At 55.2% G+C, this 19,289-nt stretch carries 16 protein-coding genes; 5 read left to right on the top strand and 11 right to left on the bottom strand.

The annotated features are described in order from the left end of the window. Positions 1 to 51: 51 nt before the first annotated feature. Genes L7A20_RS08350 through glf form a run of 4 tightly spaced genes read right to left on the bottom strand, consistent with a single transcriptional unit; the run spans position 52 to position 4,908 of the window. Positions 52 to 828 carry an ABC transporter ATP-binding protein gene (locus L7A20_RS08350; protein ID WP_237185394.1) on the bottom strand — a complete coding sequence of 259 codons (777 nt, stop codon included), beginning with the start codon at positions 826 to 828 and terminating at the stop codon, positions 52 to 54. Positions 829 to 833: 5 nt separating this feature from the next. Then, on the bottom strand, positions 834 to 1,703 hold the full coding sequence (locus L7A20_RS08345; protein WP_377126142.1) for an ABC transporter permease: 870 nt from the start codon (positions 1,701 to 1,703) through the stop codon (positions 834 to 836). Positions 1,704 to 1,711: 8 nt separating this feature from the next. After that, a complete protein-coding gene (locus L7A20_RS08340; protein ID WP_237195425.1) occupies positions 1,712 to 3,691 on the bottom strand; it encodes a glycosyltransferase in 1,980 nt (659 codons plus the stop codon). Between the two features lie 29 nt (positions 3,692 to 3,720). Then, complete coding sequence (gene glf, locus L7A20_RS08335) at positions 3,721 to 4,908, bottom strand: UDP-galactopyranose mutase (protein ID WP_237207161.1); 1,188 nt, start codon at positions 4,906 to 4,908, stop codon at positions 3,721 to 3,723. Between the two features lie 325 nt (positions 4,909 to 5,233). Here glf and L7A20_RS08330 point away from each other — a divergent pair, with 325 nt between their 5' ends. Further along, the gene (locus L7A20_RS08330) at positions 5,234 to 8,956 is read left to right on the top strand and encodes an FtsK/SpoIIIE domain-containing protein (protein ID WP_237223067.1); all 3,723 of its coding nucleotides are present in this window, start codon (positions 5,234 to 5,236) and stop codon (positions 8,954 to 8,956) included. A gap of 4 nt (positions 8,957 to 8,960) precedes the next feature. On the opposite strand, the gene L7A20_RS08325 is transcribed toward L7A20_RS08330, so the two are convergent. Further along, the gene (locus tag L7A20_RS08325) at positions 8,961 to 9,344 is read right to left on the bottom strand and encodes a hypothetical protein (protein WP_237223066.1); all 384 of its coding nucleotides are present in this window, start codon (positions 9,342 to 9,344) and stop codon (positions 8,961 to 8,963) included. Between the two features lie 287 nt (positions 9,345 to 9,631). Here L7A20_RS08325 and L7A20_RS08320 point away from each other — a divergent pair, with 287 nt between their 5' ends. Continuing rightward, positions 9,632 to 9,880 (top strand): WhiB family transcriptional regulator, encoded by a 249-nt coding sequence (locus tag L7A20_RS08320; RefSeq protein WP_135013289.1) that lies wholly within the window; start codon positions 9,632 to 9,634, stop codon positions 9,878 to 9,880. 82 nt (positions 9,881 to 9,962) lie between these two features. Here L7A20_RS08320 and L7A20_RS08315 read toward each other — a convergent pair whose 3' ends face one another. The 3 genes from L7A20_RS08315 to L7A20_RS08305 are packed head-to-tail and all read right to left on the bottom strand — an operon-like array spanning position 9,963 to position 13,565. Then, on the bottom strand, positions 9,963 to 11,504 hold the full coding sequence (locus tag L7A20_RS08315; RefSeq protein WP_272879218.1) for a sensor histidine kinase: 1,542 nt from the start codon (positions 11,502 to 11,504) through the stop codon (positions 9,963 to 9,965). Between the two features lie 31 nt (positions 11,505 to 11,535). Further along, on the bottom strand, positions 11,536 to 12,918 hold the full coding sequence (locus L7A20_RS08310; protein WP_237223065.1) for an AAA family ATPase: 1,383 nt from the start codon (positions 12,916 to 12,918) through the stop codon (positions 11,536 to 11,538). Further along, positions 12,918 to 13,565 carry an SAF domain-containing protein gene (locus L7A20_RS08305; protein ID WP_237207164.1) on the bottom strand — a complete coding sequence of 216 codons (648 nt, stop codon included), beginning with the start codon at positions 13,563 to 13,565 and terminating at the stop codon, positions 12,918 to 12,920. The genes L7A20_RS08310 and L7A20_RS08305 overlap by 1 nt, the downstream gene beginning before the upstream one ends. Before the next feature lie 212 nt (positions 13,566 to 13,777). On the opposite strand from L7A20_RS08305, the gene L7A20_RS08300 reads away from it, so the two are divergent. Next, positions 13,778 to 14,008: a helix-turn-helix domain-containing protein gene (locus tag L7A20_RS08300; RefSeq protein WP_135011335.1), complete on the top strand. Its 231-nt coding sequence runs from the start codon at positions 13,778 to 13,780 to the stop codon at positions 14,006 to 14,008. Positions 14,009 to 14,018: 10 nt separating this feature from the next. Here L7A20_RS08300 and L7A20_RS08295 read toward each other — a convergent pair whose 3' ends face one another. Next, entirely contained in the window at positions 14,019 to 14,576 is a 558-nt protein-coding gene (locus L7A20_RS08295) for a hypothetical protein (RefSeq protein ID WP_237185401.1), read from the bottom strand. A gap of 211 nt (positions 14,577 to 14,787) precedes the next feature. On the opposite strand from L7A20_RS08295, the gene L7A20_RS08290 reads away from it, so the two are divergent. Both L7A20_RS08290 and L7A20_RS08285 read left to right on the top strand, forming a co-directional pair. Continuing rightward, entirely contained in the window at positions 14,788 to 15,537 is a 750-nt protein-coding gene (locus L7A20_RS08290; RefSeq protein ID WP_237223064.1) for a LysM peptidoglycan-binding domain-containing protein, read from the top strand. A 20-nt stretch (positions 15,538 to 15,557) separates the two neighbouring features. Further along, positions 15,558 to 16,061, top strand: coding sequence for an Rv3235 family protein (locus L7A20_RS08285; protein WP_237223063.1), 504 nt, complete (start codon positions 15,558 to 15,560; stop codon positions 16,059 to 16,061). Between the two features lie 124 nt (positions 16,062 to 16,185). On the opposite strand, the gene L7A20_RS08280 is transcribed toward L7A20_RS08285, so the two are convergent. Next, positions 16,186 to 17,586 (bottom strand): RNA polymerase sigma factor, encoded by a 1,401-nt coding sequence (locus tag L7A20_RS08280; RefSeq protein ID WP_272878678.1) that lies wholly within the window; start codon positions 17,584 to 17,586, stop codon positions 16,186 to 16,188. Between the two features lie 188 nt (positions 17,587 to 17,774). Continuing rightward, on the bottom strand, positions 17,775 to 19,181 hold the full coding sequence (locus L7A20_RS08275; RefSeq protein WP_237223062.1) for a DUF4192 family protein: 1,407 nt from the start codon (positions 19,179 to 19,181) through the stop codon (positions 17,775 to 17,777). Positions 19,182 to 19,289 lie beyond the last annotated feature (108 nt).

The following is a 19,289-nucleotide window of genomic DNA, read 5'->3' as shown; positions in this document are numbered from 1 at the left end:
AAAAATACCCACAAGCTATCTAGCTTGTGGGCATTTTTGGGGAAGGCTCCCTTAGTGGGATTTTGCCCTCATGAATTCAATCGCTTCGTCAATAGGGCCATCGAACTGCTTAGAGCCATGGTCCAGGACCACTCCGCGTTCACAGATCTTTGCCACCAAATCAAGGTCATGGCTCACCACAACCAGGGTTTTCCCTTCAGCGCTCAGATCTCGAATCTTAGCGATACATTTCTTCTGGAAAGGTTCATCACCCACAGCCAGAATCTCATCCACTAAGAAAATCTCCGGATCAGTATGAACAGCTACAGCAAAAGCCAGTCGCAGGTACATACCCGACGAGTAGAACTTAACCTCGGTATCGATAAAGTTGCCAATTTCAGAGAATTCAACAATTTCATCAAATTTTGCTTCAATCTGTTCCTTGCTCATACCAAGGATGGCAGCGTTCAGGTATACGTTGTCACGCCCGGTCAAATCGGGGTGGAAACCTGCTCCAACCTCGATAAGCCCAGCGATGCGTCCGCCGGTCAATACCCTGCCCTCATCCGGGTGCATCACACCCGAAATCAGCTTGAGCAGGGTAGATTTACCCGAACCGTTATAGCCCAGCAGGGCAACGCGCTCGCCTTCGCGAATGTCCAGAGAAACCCCGTTAAGAGCATTGAACTTCTCATTCAAGTCCCCCTTACGGCCCTTCATCAGCCAGACAAAGGCCTCCTTCATCGACCGAGTATGGCGCAGCACAAAGCGCTTCACCAGAGACTCAACCTTGATAACCACAGGAGCATTATCTGCCACGGGTGGTAAATCAAATTTCTTGATATCCACGTAAATCAGAGCTCCTGGGCGAAGTTGCCCTCTAGCTTACGGAAGAGTAAGTCACCGAGGAACAGGGTCACGAGAGAAACACCCAGGGCAACAGGTACCCACAGGGTAAGAAGGTGCGGAGGGATTTGAGATACCGGCAGTGCAGCAGACTCAGCTGAAAGGGTAGGCATCCAGAAAGCATAGTGGAAGAGCTCAACAGCCACAGTGAGCGGGTTCATCATGTACACGTTCATTACCCAGGGGTAAAGGGTATCGCGCACCATGGTCCACGAGTACAGGACCGGTGAGAACCAGGTAGCAACCATCAGGAGCATATCCACAATATTCTCAGAATCGCGGAAGAAAACGTTAGCTACACCGAAGATAAGGCCCAAGCCCGCTGAAAAGATCATCACGATAATCATGGCGACCAGGGCCGCCCCCAGCTGCTTCAAATCAGGGCTCCAACCAGCCACGAAACACGCGCCAAGAAGCACCAGAATCTGAGGAAGGAAATGGATAAGAGCCACCCAAATCGTTGAAACCGAGAACAGTTCACGAGGTAGATAAATCTTCTTGATGAGCGCCCCGTTAACTACCATGGCTTTAGCCCCGTTACTAAACCCTTCAGAGAAGAAGTTAATAACGATCATTCCAGAGAATAGGTAGATGGCGTAGTTCTGCATACCGCGTTCTAGCCCCAAGAAAAGACCTAAGGCGATATAGAAGACGGCGAACTGCACCCCAGGCTTGATATAGGACCAGAGAATACCGAGCACCGAGCCCCGGTACCTTACCTGTATCTCCTTATCAACCAGGAGTTTTAGCAAAAATCTGTTAGCAAAAACATCCCGTAGCCCACGGCCCTTACCGGGGGCTACGAGTTGTTTATTCATCGAATCATTCATCGAGTAAGTTCTGACTCCGTATGCTTGTCGAAGGTCTTCTTCCACTCTTCGATAGAAGTAATACGCTCTGCGGCCTCGGCATACTGCTTGCGCAGAGTAGGCCATTCACGCAGAATCTGAGCGGTCAGTTTAGATGACTCGATGAGCTTTGAACGGAGCTGTTCTGGGTCACGGCGGTACCACGAAACTGCGGTACCTTCAGCGTTTGATACCAGAGCCGAGTCGTACTGGGACATACGCCACCAGCGGTTATCCTGGTGAGCAATATGAGCCTGGGGGTTCTGCTTATATTCATCGCGCACAGGCTTGACCAGCTGCTTAGTGACAGTCTTCAAGGCCCAGGGAGCAAGAGTGCGGTAAGACGGAGCAGCAAAACCACGGCCATTGCGAGGGGGCTTTGCCATCCGAGGCTCCGGGAAGGACTCGACGTCTTCCTTGAACTGGGCGTCAGTGTACTCCTTAGTCAGAGCACGAATTTCGGGCAGACGCTGGGCAAGGAGGTCATGTAGCTGATCGGGGCCGGCAAGGACATCCTTCAGCGCCATAATACGACCGTGCTCGGTAAAGTACTGCATCGAGATAAGGTGCTTGACGTCTGCATAGAGCGACTCACGCAGCAGGCGTCCGCCTCGCTCATAGGGTGAGTGAATCAGCGAAGCAATGATGCGGTTACGGATGTGGAAGTAAGCCTGCCAGCCTACGAGGTCGTCCTTATCAATCCACGATACGTGCCAAACAGCGGCACCGGGAAGTGAGACGGTGTGGTAGCCGGCCTTTTTCGCGCGCAGGCCGAATTCAACGTCATCCCACTTGATGAAGACGGGCAGAGACAGGCCAATCTCACGAATAACCTGGGTAGGAATCAGGTCCATCCACCAGCCGTTGTAGTCTACGTCAGTGCGGCGGTGCAGCCAAGGGGTGCTACGCAGGTTGGAGTGCAGGAAGTCATGCCCCAGGGACTGGTCCTGGTGGGGCAGGTCAGGCTGGAAACGATAGGTGTTGACGACCTCGCCGAAGGTGTGCAGAACGGTACGGTTGTACAGATCAAACATGTGGCCACCTACGATAGTAGGCTTACGGCACATATCAGCGAAGGTGAGCAGTCGGATAATAGATTCCGGCTCAACAACCACGTCATCATCGAGCAGCAGGGCGTAGTCAGAACCGTTTTCTACAGCCTCGTACATACCGCGGGCGAAGCCACCTGAACCGCCCAGATTCGCCTGGTTAATAATACGAAGCTTGCCCTGCAAGGTAGCAGCAACTTCTTCAAAGTCAGGCTCGTCCTGGAGCTTCTGAGAGCCCTGGTCAACGATGAGGACTTCTTGAAGATGCTCTAGAACCTCGGGGTTGGCAGCCAGAGAACGCAGGTTATTCAGGCAGAATTCCTGCTTGTTCATGGTGGTAATTTCCAGGGTGATGCGACCGGGAGCCTTGCCGTTATCAGCGCCCTGCCACTCTGCTGATTCCAGCACCAGAGCTTCAGAGCCAGCGGCGAGTTCGAACCAGTACCAGCCGCCATCACCGAAGGGCTTCAGCGAGAGGTCAAACTGGGTGGTGGCAGCACCTTCTACGCGCTTGGAGTCTACACGCTGCAGCGAGCCACGAGCGTTTGACTTGTACACGATGACGGTGCCTTCGCCGTGAGTCTGGATATGCAGGCGGACGGAGGTCAGGTCAGTCCAGCGCTTCCAGTAGGATGCGGGGAAGGCATTGAAGTAGGTGCCAAAGGAGAGGCGGGTACCGGGGCGCACGAGGGTGGAGCGACGACCGATGAAGTCTTCAGTGTGTGCTTCGTTTGCTGAACCGCCGCTACTCTTGACCGGAGCTTTCTCGTCCTTCAAAGAGTCGTTCTGACTCAAGGCACCGTTCATGGTGGAGAGCTGCACGCCGGTTGCAATACCCGAATCGACGTAAAGCGATACGGTGTCCATCTGAGCGCGTTCGGGGAAGATAACGCGCTGCAGGGTTTTCATAGGGGTCTCTTGGGTGTTCTGCATAAGTTTTAGGCCTCGATTCCGCCAGATACCAGCTTTTCGCCCTTTTCGAAGTGGGGGCGGAGCTTGTTATCGAACATAGAGAGTGCAGCACCGATAGCCATGTGCATGTCGAGGTACTTGTAGGTACCTAGACGTCCGCCGAAGAGCACGTTCTGTTCTCCGCCAGCGAGTTCGCGGTACTTGAGGAGCATCTCGCGGTCAGCACTGGTGTTGATGGGGTAGTAGGGTTCGTCGCCCTTTTCCGCAAAGCGTGAGTATTCGCGGTGAATGACGGTGGCATCCTTAGTGTAGTCACGTTCGGGATGGAAGTGACGGAACTCGTGGATGCGAGTGAAGGGGTGGGTTGCATCAGGGTAGTTCATGACGGAGCAACCCTGGAAGTCTTCGATATCAAGGACTTCTTCTTCAAGGTCAATGGTACGCCAGGAGAGGTCACCTTCGGCGTAGTCGAAGTAACGGTCTACGGGGCCAGTGTAGACAACGGGGACCTGGCCTAGGACCTTGGAACGGGAGTATTCGTGGCCCTCTTCGAAGAAGTCGGTGTTGAGGTGCACCTCGATGTTGGGATGGGCTGCCATGCGCTCAAGCCAGGCGGTGTAGCCGTCGACGGGTAGCCCTTCGTACTTGTCGTTGAAGTAGCGGTTGTCGTAGTTGTAGCGCACGGGCAGACGGGAGATGATGGACGCGGGCAGGTCAGCGGGGTCGGTCTGCCACTGCTTTGCGGTGTAGTGCTTGATGAAGGCTTCGTAGAGCGGACGCCCGATGAGAGAGATCCCCTTATCGTTCAGGTTCTTGGGGTCGGTTCCTGCGAGTTCACCGGCCTGTTCCTGAATCAGGGCCTTGGCTTCTGCCGGTGAGTAGGCGGCGTTGAAGAACTGGTTGATAGTGCCCAGGTTGATGGGCATGGGGTACACGATACCGTTGTGGTTGGTGTAAACACGGTGGGTGTAGTTGGTGAAGCCGGTGAAACGGTTGACGTATTCCCAGACGCGTTCGTTAGAGGTGTGGAAGAGGTGGGCGCCGTAGCGGTGAACTTCGATTCCTGTCTTCTCTTCGTTTTCGCTGTATGCGTTACCGCCGATGTGATGACGGCGGTCGAGCAGGGCTACTTTGAGGCCAAGCTGGGTAGCAGCTTGCTCTGCAATGGTGAGGCCAAAGAGGCCAGAGCCTACGACTACGAGATCAGCGTTCACTTAACTTACTCCTTGTTAGGGGTTGCACAGCTATCGTGGGGAGTCTGGCAACCATGCTCTGCTACTACAGCGTAGAAGCTTAACTTCGGTGTGTTCCTTGACGGCAAGGCAAACACAGTTAATAACAAAAGTACCGGATATAGTCGGCGGCTACCCGCTAACAGGCTGCAAAGATCGTGTGATTATTCCCCGGTCACCCCTGTAGCAGTGATTTTTAAGAAAGAATTTCGACTTTTTTCGCATCTCAGCCGAAAAACAACGGCGAAAGTTTGTTTTTACGTTTTGCGCCCTTGCCTTGGCAGGTCTCCAGAACTTAGGTAGCTTTATGAAGCTTTTAGTGCGCGTCCAGCAGCCACCGGCGGGATCTTACCGGACAGTGGAGTTTGATTATTCGCCCGGCACAACTGGAGTAGATATCTACCGAGAACTCTCTAATGTGTGGGGTAGCGATAATTTCAGTTGGGGTGTTCAGGGGCAAGATATCAGGGAGCTTACTCCCGGCCAGGCTCCCTGGACTAGTGGTGCCCAGCTCACGGTGCTGCCCCTTGCATCTCATGCAACAGTTCTTCCTTTCCCAGAGGAGAAGGCCCTGTTTACCTTACGTGTGGTGCACGGGCCAGATTCTCATTCTCAGTTTCCGCTGTCTCGAGGTAGCTGGGAAATTGGTAGGCAGGCCTCCCTGCTCACAATCGACGACCCAGCGCTTGCACCGATTGAGGGCTTCCTAGAGGTGACGGCTAGCGGTGTGTATTTCTCGGATGAGGGCTCCCACCGCAAACTTGAGGTAGGGGAAAAATTTATTCTGGGTGGGAGCGTCCTTGTGCTTGACCAAGATGAGTACCGCGCTCCCCTCTTTCGTGACCCGGTAGTTCAAGACATTGATGCTCCCGCCCCTAAGTCCAAGCTGCTACTGGTAGCAACGATGGTTCTACCTCTCATTGTGGGCCTTCTGATTGCCTGGTTGACCCAGCTGTGGCTTGTTCTTCTCATGGCCTGTGGGTCCTCACTCTTAATGGGACTTCACGCTTTTTCTCAGGGGCGCGAAAGATCCTCTGTGCGCCGTCAGATAACGCAGCTTGCTCGGGAGGAAGAGGACGCTATAGCCCGCTACCGCGGGGCTGACCAGGTTGATGCTGATACAGGCATCGTGATAGGACGAGGCACCCGGCCAGTACGAATTAGAGGCAAGCAACGTGAGCTAGGGAGCCTCCCTGAAGTCCAGGGAGCCCCTTATGTCATAAGCGTAGAAGAACTTGCGCCCCTAGTCTCTGGGCTTCCTCTTTCGACCCAGCGTTTAGCCCTCTGCCAGCTCTTGGCTCAGAATCAGCCGGTCTACCTTCTTGTTCAGGAGCAGGAGGCTACTTGGTTTTTGCGTCTCATTGACCCGCTTCTTGCAGCAGCAAACGTGTGCACGGTGTCTCTTGCAGAGCTCAGTAGTTTAGAAACAGGTTTTTTGGTGTGCTCCTATCTGCCGCCGTCCTTACCTCCACAGCTTCTCCCCTTTCCCTTAGCCAACAAAGGGCTTCATAAAGAGCCTGCAGAGCTCTTTTCTCAGTCAACGAGCTGGCATGACGTCGTTTTAGACGGAATCAGCGAAGAGCGTTACTGTGCTCTCCTGGCGAGTTGGGGAAGAGTCACTACATCCTCTCTTCTCCAGAGAGTTAGCGTTGCAGCAACGAATACTTCTCAACTACCTGCTTATGCTCTCCCTGAGCTGCCGGAGGGTAACCAGCCGGGGAATCTATGGGCAGAAGAGATCTTTCTGTATGCGGGGCTAGCCTGTGAAAGTAACGATGACCTAAAACTCGGCCTTGTGCATCATGGCCCGCATTTTCTCTGTGCAGGGACTACAGGTTCAGGTAAGTCCCAGCTTCTTCGTTCCCTGCTATGGTCTGCAGCCCTCAGCTACCCGCCTCAGCGTCTTTCCTTCGTCCTCATAGATTTCAAAGGTGGTGCTGGTTTAGGCCCTCTAGCGTCTCTACCCCATTGTGTTTCGCTCATCTCTGACCTTGACGCGTCTCAGCTAATGCGCACTATGAAGTTCTTGCGGGCAGACCTTACCCACCGCAAACAGGTCTGGAAGCAGTTGGGCGTCAGTTCCTATGACGATTATATCGACCTCTGCAGAAACGCCCGCACAGCGCCTGATTTTCCGGAGCTAATTATCTGCATCGATGAGTTTCGCATGCTTGTCGATGATTACCCAGACATTATGAGCGAAATGATGAAGATAGCTACGATTGGCAGGTCGCTGGGTTACCACCTCGTCCTAGCTACCCAGCGCCCGCAGGGAGCAATTTCTCCCGATATCAGGGCAAATATCTCAACAGTGATGTGCCTTAGAGTAAGTTCTGCCCAGGAATCTTTCAATGTTCTAGGCTCGGAAGAAGCTTCTCATATCTCTGCTAGCTTCCCAGGGCGGGGCCTTCTACGGAGTGCAGATAATGAGATGGTTGAGTTTCAAGCTCCTTTAATCACGGGACTTTACAGGCAAGAGCACCAAGGACGATGCCGAGCACGTTTTGTGCTCGATTTGCCTGGTTCCCAGGAGCCCACCGATTGCCAGGCTCTGAGCGATGCAGAACTCGTTGCCACCAATACGGCTATCTACCAGGCCTACCAAATTGCACATCAGCTACCGACCTATCAGCCAATTCCGGCATCACTCTCAGCTCCTTGCCATACGGATTTGCCGGAGTCTGCTGGCCCCTTTGCCTTATTGCTCGGCCAGTACGAGATAGCAGAACTAGGGTTTCAAGCCCCCTTTATCTGGTCGGCGGAAGATGGCCCAATTTTAGTACAGGGAGGCAGCAATGAGTGGATACCTGCGCTTCGGGCAACCCTCCTTCAAGCTCTCGCTCAAGGGTACGCCGTATTATGTCTTACGCCGTCAGAACAGCGCGCACGAGAGATACGCAGCTGGGGCAAGGAATACGCAGAACAGTTTGACGTCTTTACCTACCAGGATTCCAACTATCTTCAGCACCTTCTAGCCTGCTGCGCAGAAACCCCAGGACCGGGCCAGCTCCTCATCATAGATACGCTAGAAACACTGCTAGATACGCTCCAACGGTACCCGGCTGCAGAAGCTCACCTGCAACAGATTCTCAACTTGGGTGATCACCCAACAGTTCAGGTTTTCTGCACTTCAGTAACAGGTGTACGAGGTAAGTACCAGCATATCTTTGAGCACACCTTCATGACTCGAGCAGCTGTTGAGAATGACCCTCTTCGTACCCACACTAGGGATTACACCCTGCCGGGCAGCGGGCAGTTTGCGATAGAAGGAAAGGTTATCTACGACTCCTCAGAAGGAAAAGTACAGGCAGGCACACTTGCTTGGACAGAGCTCAGCGCTCCGCTAGCTGCCCCAAAGACCGGTGCTCGGCAAGGCCCTAACCACCTGTTAAGCGACTCCCACAGATACTGGCTTTCCTGGCGTCCGCTCCCCTTGCACTCCCCGGTCAGCTCCCTCCCGTCAGCAGCCAAGCCCCACACCGGCGCGCTCGCCTGCGGTGTACTCAGGGACGGCTCGGTAGCCTTTACCCCGCCTTTGCGAGGTGGATTTATCAGCGTCAGCGGCCCGAGGGGATCCGGAAAAACGAGCCTACTTACGACCCTCGTCCAAGCTAATCCTGAGCATTTCTTCATTGTTATTTCATCAGATACCGGCACCGCAGCAGAAGATATCAGTCAAGCTCTTGCACGGAGCGAGAGCCTGGGGCTCCGCCCCATTCTGCTCATCGACGACCTTGATAAGCTCAGCCACGATATACAGCAGACGATACTAGCCCAGAAAGAAAAGTTTGGGTCTGTTGTCGTGACCTACACACCCTGGCCACGGTGGAGTAGCTCACCGATTCTTGCTGCCCTCAGCGGTACCTCTACGGGTATCGTCCTTACCCCGCATAGCTCCGCAGACATGTCCTTCTACCCGGGCGTACCTCTCCCCCTTGACCTTAAAACTTACGGCCAGCTCCCGGCAGGGCGGGGAGTCATGATTGATCACGCAACTATTACGGCTTTTCAGGCAGCCTTACCCGACTAACAGGTTACCGGGAGGAAGGAGCCAGATGCTCAAGAGTAGAGCGGGTAAAAAGTAGCAGGATGACAGCTCCGCTTATGCCTACCGTTGCTAGCCCTACCAGGTAATCTCCGCCCAGAGTAGTTTGAACGCCGATGATGACCGCGAAGAGTTGCCAAACAAGCACGAGAGGTTGCCCAAACCGCTGCGCCTTCCACACGGCAACAGCGCCCACGGCGAGAGCCAGGGCAATAATGAAATAAAAGGAGGCAATAACTGACGCTCCCCCAATATCGGAAGAAGCGAAAGTCCCGATGAGAGCAGTAACCACTAGATACAGGGCCTGAAGGAGGCTCAGCCCAACCAAGATTTTCACGGGAATTGGAAGGGCTGAAACGCTGGAAGAAGCCACGTTTATCTCATTTCTCTATGTACGAAGAAAGGGTCTCCTATCTAGAATAGGCACCCGGGAGTGTCACCTCTCACCCCGGCACCCCTTTGTGCACCCGCCTGTGACATTTACCTCAGGGCTGCAAGCAGATTTTCGCTCACAACCCCCTTGTATGACGCCCCATATCGTGGGAAAGTTATTGAGGTTCAAGTTTGGCTCCTTCTAGGAAAGGGGCCAGATTTTTTTGTTAGTTGCTGAGCTACTTTGCCTCAGCTTTAATCCGGTAAACCCTATAGGAGAGCATGCTAATGGATTGGCGTAGCCGTGCTGCTTGTCTTGAGAAAGACCCTGAACTCTTTTTCCCCGTAGGAAACACCGGGCCCGCCCTTCTTCAGATTGAAGAAGCTAAGAATGTCTGCCGCAGCTGCACTGTGATGGATACCTGCCTGCAGTGGGCTATCGAAACAGGCCAGGATTCTGGTGTGTGGGGCGGTATGAGTGAAGACGAGCGTCGCGCTATGAAGCGACGTGCTGCCCGAGCCCGCAGGGCCTCATAGTAGCAACTTCATGTAAGTGTTCTTTAGGAGGGGCGAACCGGTGTACCGGTTCGCCCCTCCTTTTTATGCGGCTTTCCTTTAGCTACACAATGGCAGCTTCAATTGTCACCAGTGTTCCGCCTTCAGGAGCAAGACTCCAGTGAATAGTACCGTTGAGCTCGCTGGCTACCAGGGTTTTAACAATTTGAGTCCCTAGACCGGTTCCGCCGCCAGTTCCCTCTAGCTCTCTAATTTTTTCGGCGCTAATTCCGGGGCCGCTATCTTGAACCGTCACGATAATGCTGTGCTCTTGCCCTTCTGAGTAGCGATGCTGGCAACCGAGGGTTACGGTACCGGTTTCTCCAGCTAAACCGTGTTCTACCGCGTTAGCCACAACCTCATTAATAACGAGGGCAAGAGGGGTGGCAATTTGGCTGGGTAGCTTCCCGAAAGATCCCTCGATCCGGGTGGCAACGTGCTGCCCTGGCGAGGCAAGCTCGGCAGCAAGCCTAAACTGTCGGCTAATGAGGTCATCAAAGTCTACGTCCTGAGTTAGCCCCTGGGAAAGGGCATCGTGTACCAGCGCGATAGTGGAGACACGGCGCATCGCCTGTTCCAGGCCTTCCTTCGCTTCGGGGGTGGTCATGCGTCTCGATTGCAGGCGAAGCAGGGCTGAGACTGTTTGGAGATTGTTTTTGACCCGGTGGTGGATTTCGCGGATAGTAGCGTCTTTCGACATCATTTCTTGCTCTCGGCGACGCAGCTCGGTGACGTCGCGGCAGAGTAGCAGGGCCCCGTAGCGTTCTTCGCCCAGGCGTGAAAAATGGCGCAGGGGGATGGCACGGAAGGTGACGTTTTTGCGGTTGGCTTTGATTTCTGCGCGCCAGGGCATGCGCCCGGTAAGAACCAGGGGTAGGGTTTCGTCCGCCTTCTCACCGGCAGGTAGCAGGGCCCGGGTGATATCGAGTAGGCTCGCACCGAGCATGTCACCTGCGTAGTTGAGACGCTTGTAGATAGACAGAGCATTAGGTGAAGCGTAGGTAACCCGTCCGTCCGTATCAAGCATGACCAAGCCGTCGCTCACACGGGGGTTGCCGTGGGCCGTTCCAACAGGGGCGGAGAACTCGGGCCAGGCACCGCGCGAGACCATCTGTAGAAGATGATGGGAGACGTCGCGGTAGACCCTCTCCGCTTTCTGGCGCTTTCGGGTACCCAGGCTCTCGCGGTGGACCGACAAGAGGGCTACGGGTCTGTCATTGCGTATTAGCGGAATGAACTCGGTATCAAGGACGATATCGGTGAGGTTGTGCTCGTCATTGAGGGTCTTGGGGGTTTGGCTGTTCCAGCTTGCGACCGCCCGCTCGCAGAGGGCCGGGTCGAGCTCTTTGCCGACCCAGTCGGTGTGAAAAACCGTGTGGGTGGTGGAGGGGCGAATCTGGGCGAGGTTGATGAACCCAGCGGACGCCGGCAGCGGCTGGGACAGGGAGAAGTAGCCCTCGATGGTGTCGGCTTGGGGCGCCCAGAGCATGAGGTCGCAGTAGCCGGTATCTGCAATGATTTGCCACTCGTTAGTGAGCAGGTGGAGCCACTCGATATCGCCCGGCCCGTAAGCGCCGGTGCGCATGAGGATTTCAGTGAGTGACAAGGGGGCCTCCTGGTGGTCTGGGCGGGGTGGGTTAGGAGCGGGGGCGGCGGGTAAATCGCACCCAGGGCTTCTTCTTTTCTACCATGCTCGGGCTCGGAGGGGGCGCTAGTGATGGGGCAGGTTTTCCGATCCCTAGGGTATTTTGGCTGGTGTCGGCGAGCGCCTGTAGCTGGCGGGCCAGTTCTGTTTGTGGGGCTACTTCAAGAATTGTTGTTCCTGCTAGGCGGGCTTTATCAGCGCTTGGGCTGTCTTCTGGTAGCTGGGCTGCTATGGGCAGGCTGGGGCCGAATCGCTCCCAGGAGTGTTCGAGAGCGGCCTGGGCAGATGGGCCTAGGGCCTCGGTGCGGACGCGGTTGAAGACAATGCTGATTCTTTGATCAAGGGCTGGCCCAAGTACCTGGCTAAGGGTGTCGTAGGCTTTGATAAGACGCGGTACGCCCACAAGGTCTGCTAGGCCAAGAGCTATCAGGTGGTCAGCTCGCGCCAGACTGGTTAAGGTTGCGTCGTTTCGTTGGGGAGTCAAACCGTCAAAGCTCAGGGCTGGGTCTTCCTCAAGGCAGAAAGAGGTATCGATAACCACCAGGTCGTATGTTGAAACCAGTGTATCGAGTACGAGGTCGAGAGCGTTTGAGCGTACCTCTACCCAGCGATCTGGTCGGTTGATGCCGGTGATGATGTCGAAGTAGTGAGAGCGGTGCGAGACGGTGTGGGTAAGTTCCTTGAGCTGTTGTTGGGTTATGCCTCCACGGTCTGCGTGGTGGCAGAGTTGGGCGAGGCTTGAGTAGTCATCAGTAAGGCCTAGAGCGGCTCCCACGGACGCCCCGTAGGTATCTGCGTCCACCAAGCAAACCGAGTACCCTGTTTCTGCGTAGGCTGCTGCCAGGTTGATGGCCAGGGTGGTGCGTCCCGGTGAACCGTAGGGGCCCCACACCGCTACTATCTTCCCTTCCGCAGGTGAGGGGGCAGGAGCGTCCTGCTTTTCGTCACCCCTTATGGGGTGACTTTGAGCCGGGGCGGAGAGGGCAGGCTCCTCGTGCTGGGCCTGGTTGGCCTGCTCACCGGTCTGCTCTGAATTCAGCAGGGTATCGACGGCCTTTTCGATCTCGCTAACGATCTCTGCGGTATCGGCTAGAGAATCAATCGGGTGGATGCCTTCTATAGGTGGCTGGGTTCCCTGGTCGTTGACAAGACACACTGCCACCTCAAGGTGGTGCAGGGATTTAACCATGGAAAGGGTGAGTTCTTCTCCCCCGGTCACGATCAGCACAGCGCGGGCAAGGCCGCTTTGGGCAAGTCCCAGCATTTCACCGATATCGTGCACGTGCCTGACCACGCTCACCTGGCCACGTTGAGACTCAATGGCTGAAACGAAACGTCCGCCCTCATCACCAACAATAACGATAGGAACCTGCATTAGTTCCCTCCCGGTGCGTAGGCCGACGGAACCAGGCTGATGACCGCTCCCTTGCTGGTGGCACCGAGGACTGTGGGCAGGACGTCCTGGTTTACCCACAATTCAACAGCCGAACGGCCGGTTCCTCCAATCACAGATTCTTGGGCCGTTACAGAATGCACCTCGGCTGATTCTGCGATGACCACGGGATCACCGTACGAGTTGGCCCCCTCTGTTTTGTAGGCAACCCAAATATCTACCCGATTGCCAGGAGCATATTCGGCTACCGCGTACTGATCAAGTAGCAGGGTAACGAGCCTGCGCCCGTCGCTTACCTCGGTGGACAGCGACCGGGGTGAGAGAAGCTCCCCCGCAGCTAGCGGACGGGTAGCTACCGACCCGTCAGCGATTACTTGCTCCGCCGAAAGGTAGAGACCTGCTGATTCACCTAGCTTGACCTGGGCAGTTGTCACGTTATCGGTGGTAATTTTTTCGCCGATACCGATATCTTTACTGGCAACATAGTAGGGCTGAGTCTGGTTGGTAGCTCGGATAAGGCCGACGACGCCCAGAACCGAGAGAAGAATAATTAGGACGCCCGCCAGCAGCTTAGGGTCGCGGAACCCCGGCTTTCTGAAACGGGGAGCAAGATTTTCTTGAGCCATCATGACACCTCTTTGAGTCAGGAAGTTTTCCTCGTTGACAGCAGTTTCCCTAATCAGAACATCAATTTCAAAGATTGCACGTATTTTTGACCAAGGTTACGCAAAATCAAGCAAGTTATCCACAGGCCTTGCTTCTTCTATCAAGGTAGTTCAAAATGCACTAAACTAAAGCAAAGGATCCCCCACCTACTCCCCCGTTTCAGAAGGAACCAGATATGGTTGAACAGCGCTTTCTCACCCTGACCGACGTCGGTGAAATTCTCAATATATCCCCCAGCCAAACTCGCGCCCTGGTGCGCTCAGGGGAGCTGAAGGCCATCCAGATTGGCGGCAGAAACCAGTGGCGGGTTGAAAAGAGCATGCTCGAAGCATATATCAGCGAGCGCTATGCGATGACCGAAGAAGCCATTCGGGCCGAGCAGGCCGAACGAGCCGATATCTCCTAAAACAGACTGTTTATCCCGCTACCCTGATAGCGGCAATTGAGGTGAAGAGGACGCTGCGTGGAGCTCCCCGAGTTCCGCGGGCGTCCTCTTTGTGTGCCTGCTGCCCCACGATTTCACAGTAGTCAGCACCAACTGCCCACACTTTACCTGCACTGGTGAGACCGGTTCCTCCTGCATGATAAATATGGATGTCACGTTGGGCAGCGCTGAGGGCCCGTAGGGCAGATCCCAGCGTGAGTTTGCGAGACACTTCATGAGCTTCGCCCACGGCCTGGTGGTTTCCACCTTCCCAGTAAAGAAGGTGCGCAAGCGGAAGAATGAGGCCGCCGGCGTCCGTTTCTAGCTGAAGCCACCCCAGCCCCAGAGTTTCTAGCCGTCCCCGCCAAATATCTCCAGTAGACCCGTGAATAGTCAGCAGCTGCCCAAGCTGGGCTGCCAAACGGTCGGCCACGGTGACGCGAGAAAGCTCTATCTGGCGGAGCTCGCGAGCATCTGCCTCGTAATCTCGGTGTTTTTGTGCTTCCATCTGGATTTCGTAATCGCGGAAGAGCAAATCTAGGTGTGCCATGCACTGAGGATACCCCGCCAAGGAAAATTTATTGAAAAATTTGCTACAAGCCTCTTGAATCCATCGCAAAGGGAAGTAATATGATGCATAAATCATCAAACTACATCAAATGACATGATTTGAGGTGAAAGAAGTGGCATCGCGATTTTTTGCCCTATGTACAGCCAATCTAATTCCCCTCCTAGCACTGGGCGGAGCTGGCGCCTCAGGCATGCTACTTCACTCACTTCTGAGCGAAGGGAATCAAGACCTAGGAATCACTTCTCGTAGCCCGGGCACCTGGATGAGCCTGCTAGTCTGCGCTATCGCTGGCCTGCTTTGTCTCTGCATCGCCCTCTGGTGGCTAGCTGGTTTAGTCTTCTACTACAGCGCCCTAGCTCGCGCCCGACGTTCTCCCCTGCACATACAACTTCCGGTATGGGCCCCGGGACTCCTCAAAACACTTGCGGGAGCTTCTTTAGGTCTGGGAGCTTTGGCCCCCACCCAGGCCTATGCCCTACCCTCTGAGCAAGCTATCTCGGTAACAGCTAGAGTTCACAACGGCGAGACAAACTCACCCCTATTCCCTCAGGCTTCTCAAATTAACCACGACGTCGAGGCATTATCAGCTGACTCCACCCTAGCCTCTGCTACTTCGCCCCTCTTTTCCCCAGAACAAACCCAGGAACGAGCAACAGTGAAGGTTCTTCCCGTTACGACAAAGAGCTACCAGCCCATTTCACCCCTCTTCGGGGGTGGCACCCGCGTGCAGCCGGACTTTTCAGAAGACGTAGCAGCTACCACCTATACCGTAGCCCCGGGCGACTCGCTATGGAGTATCGCAGAAGACCACCTGGCCCCCGATGCTTCAGGCGCTGAAGTGCTAGCGCTCGTGCACACTATCTGGCAACTCAACCAAAAGACCATTCCCACCCTGGACACCCTGATTTTCCCAGGTCAGACGATTACCCTACCCCACTAGGTTTTGCAAAGGAGCACACCATGAAAACCGCTTTCCCAGAACGTGATGACCGCAAATACATCATCGTCGAAGCTACCGAATACGCCGAAAAATATGCCCCCTACTTTGAAAAGGGTCAGCCAGCAGAACCCGCTGTCAGCCTCTCCTTTATCGATCAAGAAGAGCAGGCCCTTGAGCAACTGGGGGTTCGCATTGGTACCGCTGCCATCGAAGTTTTCATGGGGCGCAGGCCTCAGCACCATCTAGCTCCCTGGATGACAGCCGGCTGCTACCGCACCCTAGAAAAGCAGCTTGAACAGGCAAAAGCCGCCATTCGCTACCGACAGCGTCATTACCCCCAGGCCCCTTACCCCAGCAAGCCGCCTGCTGTAATCCGCCCGCGACGTATCATCGTCCAGAAAGTTGCTGAGACTGCCTATGAAATGAGTTTGCTGGTGACCGACGACGTCCGCACCCGGGCCGTAGCTCTACGGGCAGAACGCAAACGGGGCAACTGGAAAATCGCCACCCTCGCCATCGCATAACTCCCAGATATTTAGCAACTCCCACCTTCTCTTATGCCAACCCACCCCATCAAAAAGGCGGGTGCCCCTCGAGCTAGAAGGCTCAAGGGCACCCGCCTGTACCGAAACTACAGCAGTTCGGTTTTTAGTCTAGGTAGTCACGCAGAACCTGAGAACGGCTGGGGTGACGGAGCTTAGACATAGTCTTTGATTCAATCTGGCGGATACGCTCGCGGGTAACGCCGTAGACCTTGCCGATTTCATCAAGGGTCTTGGGCTGACCGTCGGTCATACCAAAGCGCATAGCAACAACACCTGCTTCGCGCTCAGAGAGGGTATCAAGCACCGAGTGCAGCTGCTCCTGGAGCAGGGTGAATGAGACAGCATCGGCAGGTACTACTGCTTCGGAGTCCTCAATCAGGTCGCCAAACTCAGAGTCGCCGTCCTCGCCCAGAGGGGTGTGCAGGGAGATCGGCTCACGGCCGTACTTCTGAACCTCGATGACCTTTTCGGGGGTCATATCGAGTTCCTTAGCGAGCTCTTCAGGGGTGGGTTCGCGGCCCAAATCCTGCAGCATCTGACGCTGGACGCGGGCCAGCTTGTTGATAACTTCAACCATGTGCACGGGGATGCGGATGGTGCGGGCCTGGTCAGCCATTGCACGGGTGATAGCCTGACGGATCCACCAGGTTGCGTAGGTTGAGAACTTGAAGCCCTTTGAGTAGTCGAACTTCTCAACGGCTCGAATCAGGCCCAGGTTACCTTCCTGAATCAGGTCGAGGAAGAGCATACCGCGGCCGGTGTAGCGCTTGGCCAGGGAGACCACCAGACGCAGGTTGGCTTCCAGCAGGTGGTTCTTGGCGCGACGGCCATCGTGAATTACCCAGCGCAGTTCCTTCTTGAGCTGCGGGTCCATATCGGGGTTCTCTTTGAGCTTGTGCTCGGCGTAGAGGCCGGCCTCAATACGCATAGCCAGGTCGACTTCCTGCTCAGCATTCAGCAGGGCAACCTTGCCGATCTGCTTGAGGTAGTCCTTGACGGGGTCTGCGGTAGCACCGGGGGTAACAACGCGGACGGCAGGGGCATCGTCTTCATCGTTGTTGGTCAGGACGAAGCCAGAACCCTTAGCTGCTACAGCTTCAGCTTCTTTCTTCTCTTCCTTGGTGACAGAGTCTGCCTCGTCTTCGTCATCGTCTTCATCGACATCTTCGATGTCGTCGGTATCGAGGTCTTCGTCGTCCAGATCGATATCGTCGTCGGCGAAATCGTCGTCCTCGTCCTTAGCCTTGCGGCTCTTCTTGGGGGCAGCCTTCTTAGCTGCGGTCTTCTTGGGGGCTCGCTGAGGTGCGGCGCTTTCTTCGTCGTCTGCTTCTACGGCGTCTGCTGCCTCGTCAGCCTTTTTTGCTTTGGCGCGAGTTGAGGTTTTTTTAGCGGTGGCTTTGGTTGCAGCGGTTTCGCTGGCTGCTTTCTTGCGTGCGGCTGGTGACACAGAAAACCTTTCTGAGCTAGTTGACCGTAGCGAGTGTGATGCGGTGTTCGCGGTCAAAACACCTAAGACCCTGTCAAGTGATCGATTCGCACAATACAGTTTCCAGGGTATCTATCGGTGGGTATAACGCCCGAGTAGGGGCTTCTATTCCCGATAGGAAGCTGTATTTTTGAAAGACACTTTGAGCGGGGTCAATAGTCAAGTATGACATGTTTTAGGTTTTCTAGCGAAGAAGGCACGGCCGCTTATCTGCGGTTCTTGGTCACGTAGGTCTCTGGGGCTCCGCCGGGCAGAGTAAGCCAGGTAGGGAAAGCACTGACGCTCAAAAGGTAATGCAGGGGTAGAGAGCCCCCATCGCGGCAGGTGCTGTCGATAGCCTCCAGCAGGTGGAAAGCTTCCGTAGAGTTGCCCCGCATCCAGCTTACCCACGCCTGTGCAGCAAGGAGGGAAGCTTCGGCTTTCCCCCTAGCGGAGCTTTCCAGCACGGCTGCCAAATGCCACAAGGCTTCCAGGCGCTTCCAGTCTGGCGGGGTGGGATCTACACCAAAGAGAGTTTCAGCCATTTCCTTCAGACTGTCTTCGGTGCTATCTATCTGCTCGTGCGCACCCTGTTCAGACTGGCTGAGACGATCGAGCTGGTACCGGTGCAGGGTTGACGGCAGGGGCAGAACCCTATCCCCCGCAGTCTGCCTGTTCAGCCCCAGCTCTTGGCTGCCCTGTTCTAGAGCCCTCAGAGCTGCTAACGAGTCTTTGAGGGTACGGCAGGCCTGAAGAATCACGAGCTGGAGGGTTGCAAAGCTATCGAAAGAAGCGATCAGAAAACCAGCTGCATCGGGAATCACCTCAGCGCGTATAGTATCGGCTAAGGTCCCAGCGTAGAGCCCCTTGCTACCCCGCGGCCCATCAAGCAGGGACGCAACGGCACCTATAGCCTGCTCCCACAGCTCTAGTTCAGCAGCAATTTGGCAGGCTTCTTGGGGGTTTTGCTCTTGTTTCTCTTCCAGGTAGAAAGCGCTATAGGCTTCTGTATTGACCTGCCACCGTTCTTGTTCCTCTGGGTCCTCAGTTCCCAGGGCTGTGCGATTCTTAAGTTCCTGGGCTTCATGTAAATCACTGGCAACAAGCGACCCGTGGGCTACCAGTTCGCTATACAGCGGGCTGGTCAAGACCTCGTCTAGAAAACCAGCAGGAGCCAGCTGCCCTTCCGCCGGATTCACAGCCCAGTAGGCCTGCTGCCCCACCGCAAGTACATCGAGTACATTCAGCCCGTGAAGGGTTGCGTGGGCTGGTGCGAGCTCCGCATAGCATTGGGCTGCTTCTAGGAAGGTTTTTTCTACCGAAACGTCCACTTCTCCGGATGCTGCGCCATCGGCGAAGAGCAGCAAGAATACACTGGTGATGGGGTCCCCGGTAGGGCTATGGGTGGGGAAGGCCTCGAAGATATAGGTCAGGAAGTCATCCGGCGCTACCTCAGAAACATCGGGCATATCAACACGCAGCAGGGGCCCTATTCCCCCATCGCTCAGAGCCAGGAGCATGATGGACTTTTCAGGCCAGTAGCCTAAAAGATGCAGGGCAAGGGCGAGGACGTCGCGCTCCGAGCTGAGGTAGGTAACGATAGGTTCTTCTGGGGTGTGGTGATTCTCTGTCATACCTATCAGGCTGATAGAGAAGAGTACCTAAGACGAGCCCAAGCAGGCCTGTGGATATTCCCCACCCGCTGGGCGTCCGACGTCCGCCCCTGTCAAAGCAAATAATCA

Origin of the sequence: Rothia nasimurium, from assembly GCF_928381415.1 — a bacterium.
Classification (GTDB): domain Bacteria; phylum Actinomycetota; class Actinomycetes; order Actinomycetales; family Micrococcaceae; genus Rothia; species Rothia nasimurium_H.
Note: the sequence above shows the minus strand (reverse complement) of the source record. Positions and strands in the feature narration are given on the sequence as shown.

Excerpts from the sequence above, each read along its gene's own strand:
- L7A20_RS08340 (WP_237195425.1), bottom strand. The coding sequence starts at position 3,691 with ATGAAAACCCTGCAGCGCGTTATCTTCCCCGAACGCGCTCAGATGGAC.
- L7A20_RS08310 (WP_237223065.1), bottom strand. The coding sequence starts at position 12,918 with ATGCAGGTTCCTATCGTTATTGTTGGTGATGAGGGCGGACGTTTCGTT.
- L7A20_RS08330 (WP_237223067.1), top strand. The coding sequence starts at position 5,234 with ATGAAGCTTTTAGTGCGCGTCCAGCAGCCACCGGCGGGATCTTACCGG.
- L7A20_RS08320 (WP_135013289.1), top strand. The coding sequence starts at position 9,632 with ATGGATTGGCGTAGCCGTGCTGCTTGTCTTGAGAAAGACCCTGAACTC.
- L7A20_RS08295 (WP_237185401.1), bottom strand. The coding sequence starts at position 14,576 with ATGGCACACCTAGATTTGCTCTTCCGCGATTACGAAATCCAGATGGAA.
- L7A20_RS08345 (WP_377126142.1), bottom strand. The coding sequence starts at position 1,703 with ATGAATAAACAACTCGTAGCCCCCGGTAAGGGCCGTGGGCTACGGGAT.
- L7A20_RS08285 (WP_237223063.1), top strand. The coding sequence starts at position 15,558 with ATGAAAACCGCTTTCCCAGAACGTGATGACCGCAAATACATCATCGTC.
- L7A20_RS08275 (WP_237223062.1), bottom strand. The coding sequence starts at position 19,181 with ATGACAGAGAATCACCACACCCCAGAAGAACCTATCGTTACCTACCTC.
- L7A20_RS08305 (WP_237207164.1), bottom strand. The coding sequence starts at position 13,565 with ATGATGGCTCAAGAAAATCTTGCTCCCCGTTTCAGAAAGCCGGGGTTC.
- L7A20_RS08300 (WP_135011335.1), top strand. The coding sequence starts at position 13,778 with ATGGTTGAACAGCGCTTTCTCACCCTGACCGACGTCGGTGAAATTCTC.
- L7A20_RS08290 (WP_237223064.1), top strand. The coding sequence starts at position 14,788 with ATGCTACTTCACTCACTTCTGAGCGAAGGGAATCAAGACCTAGGAATC.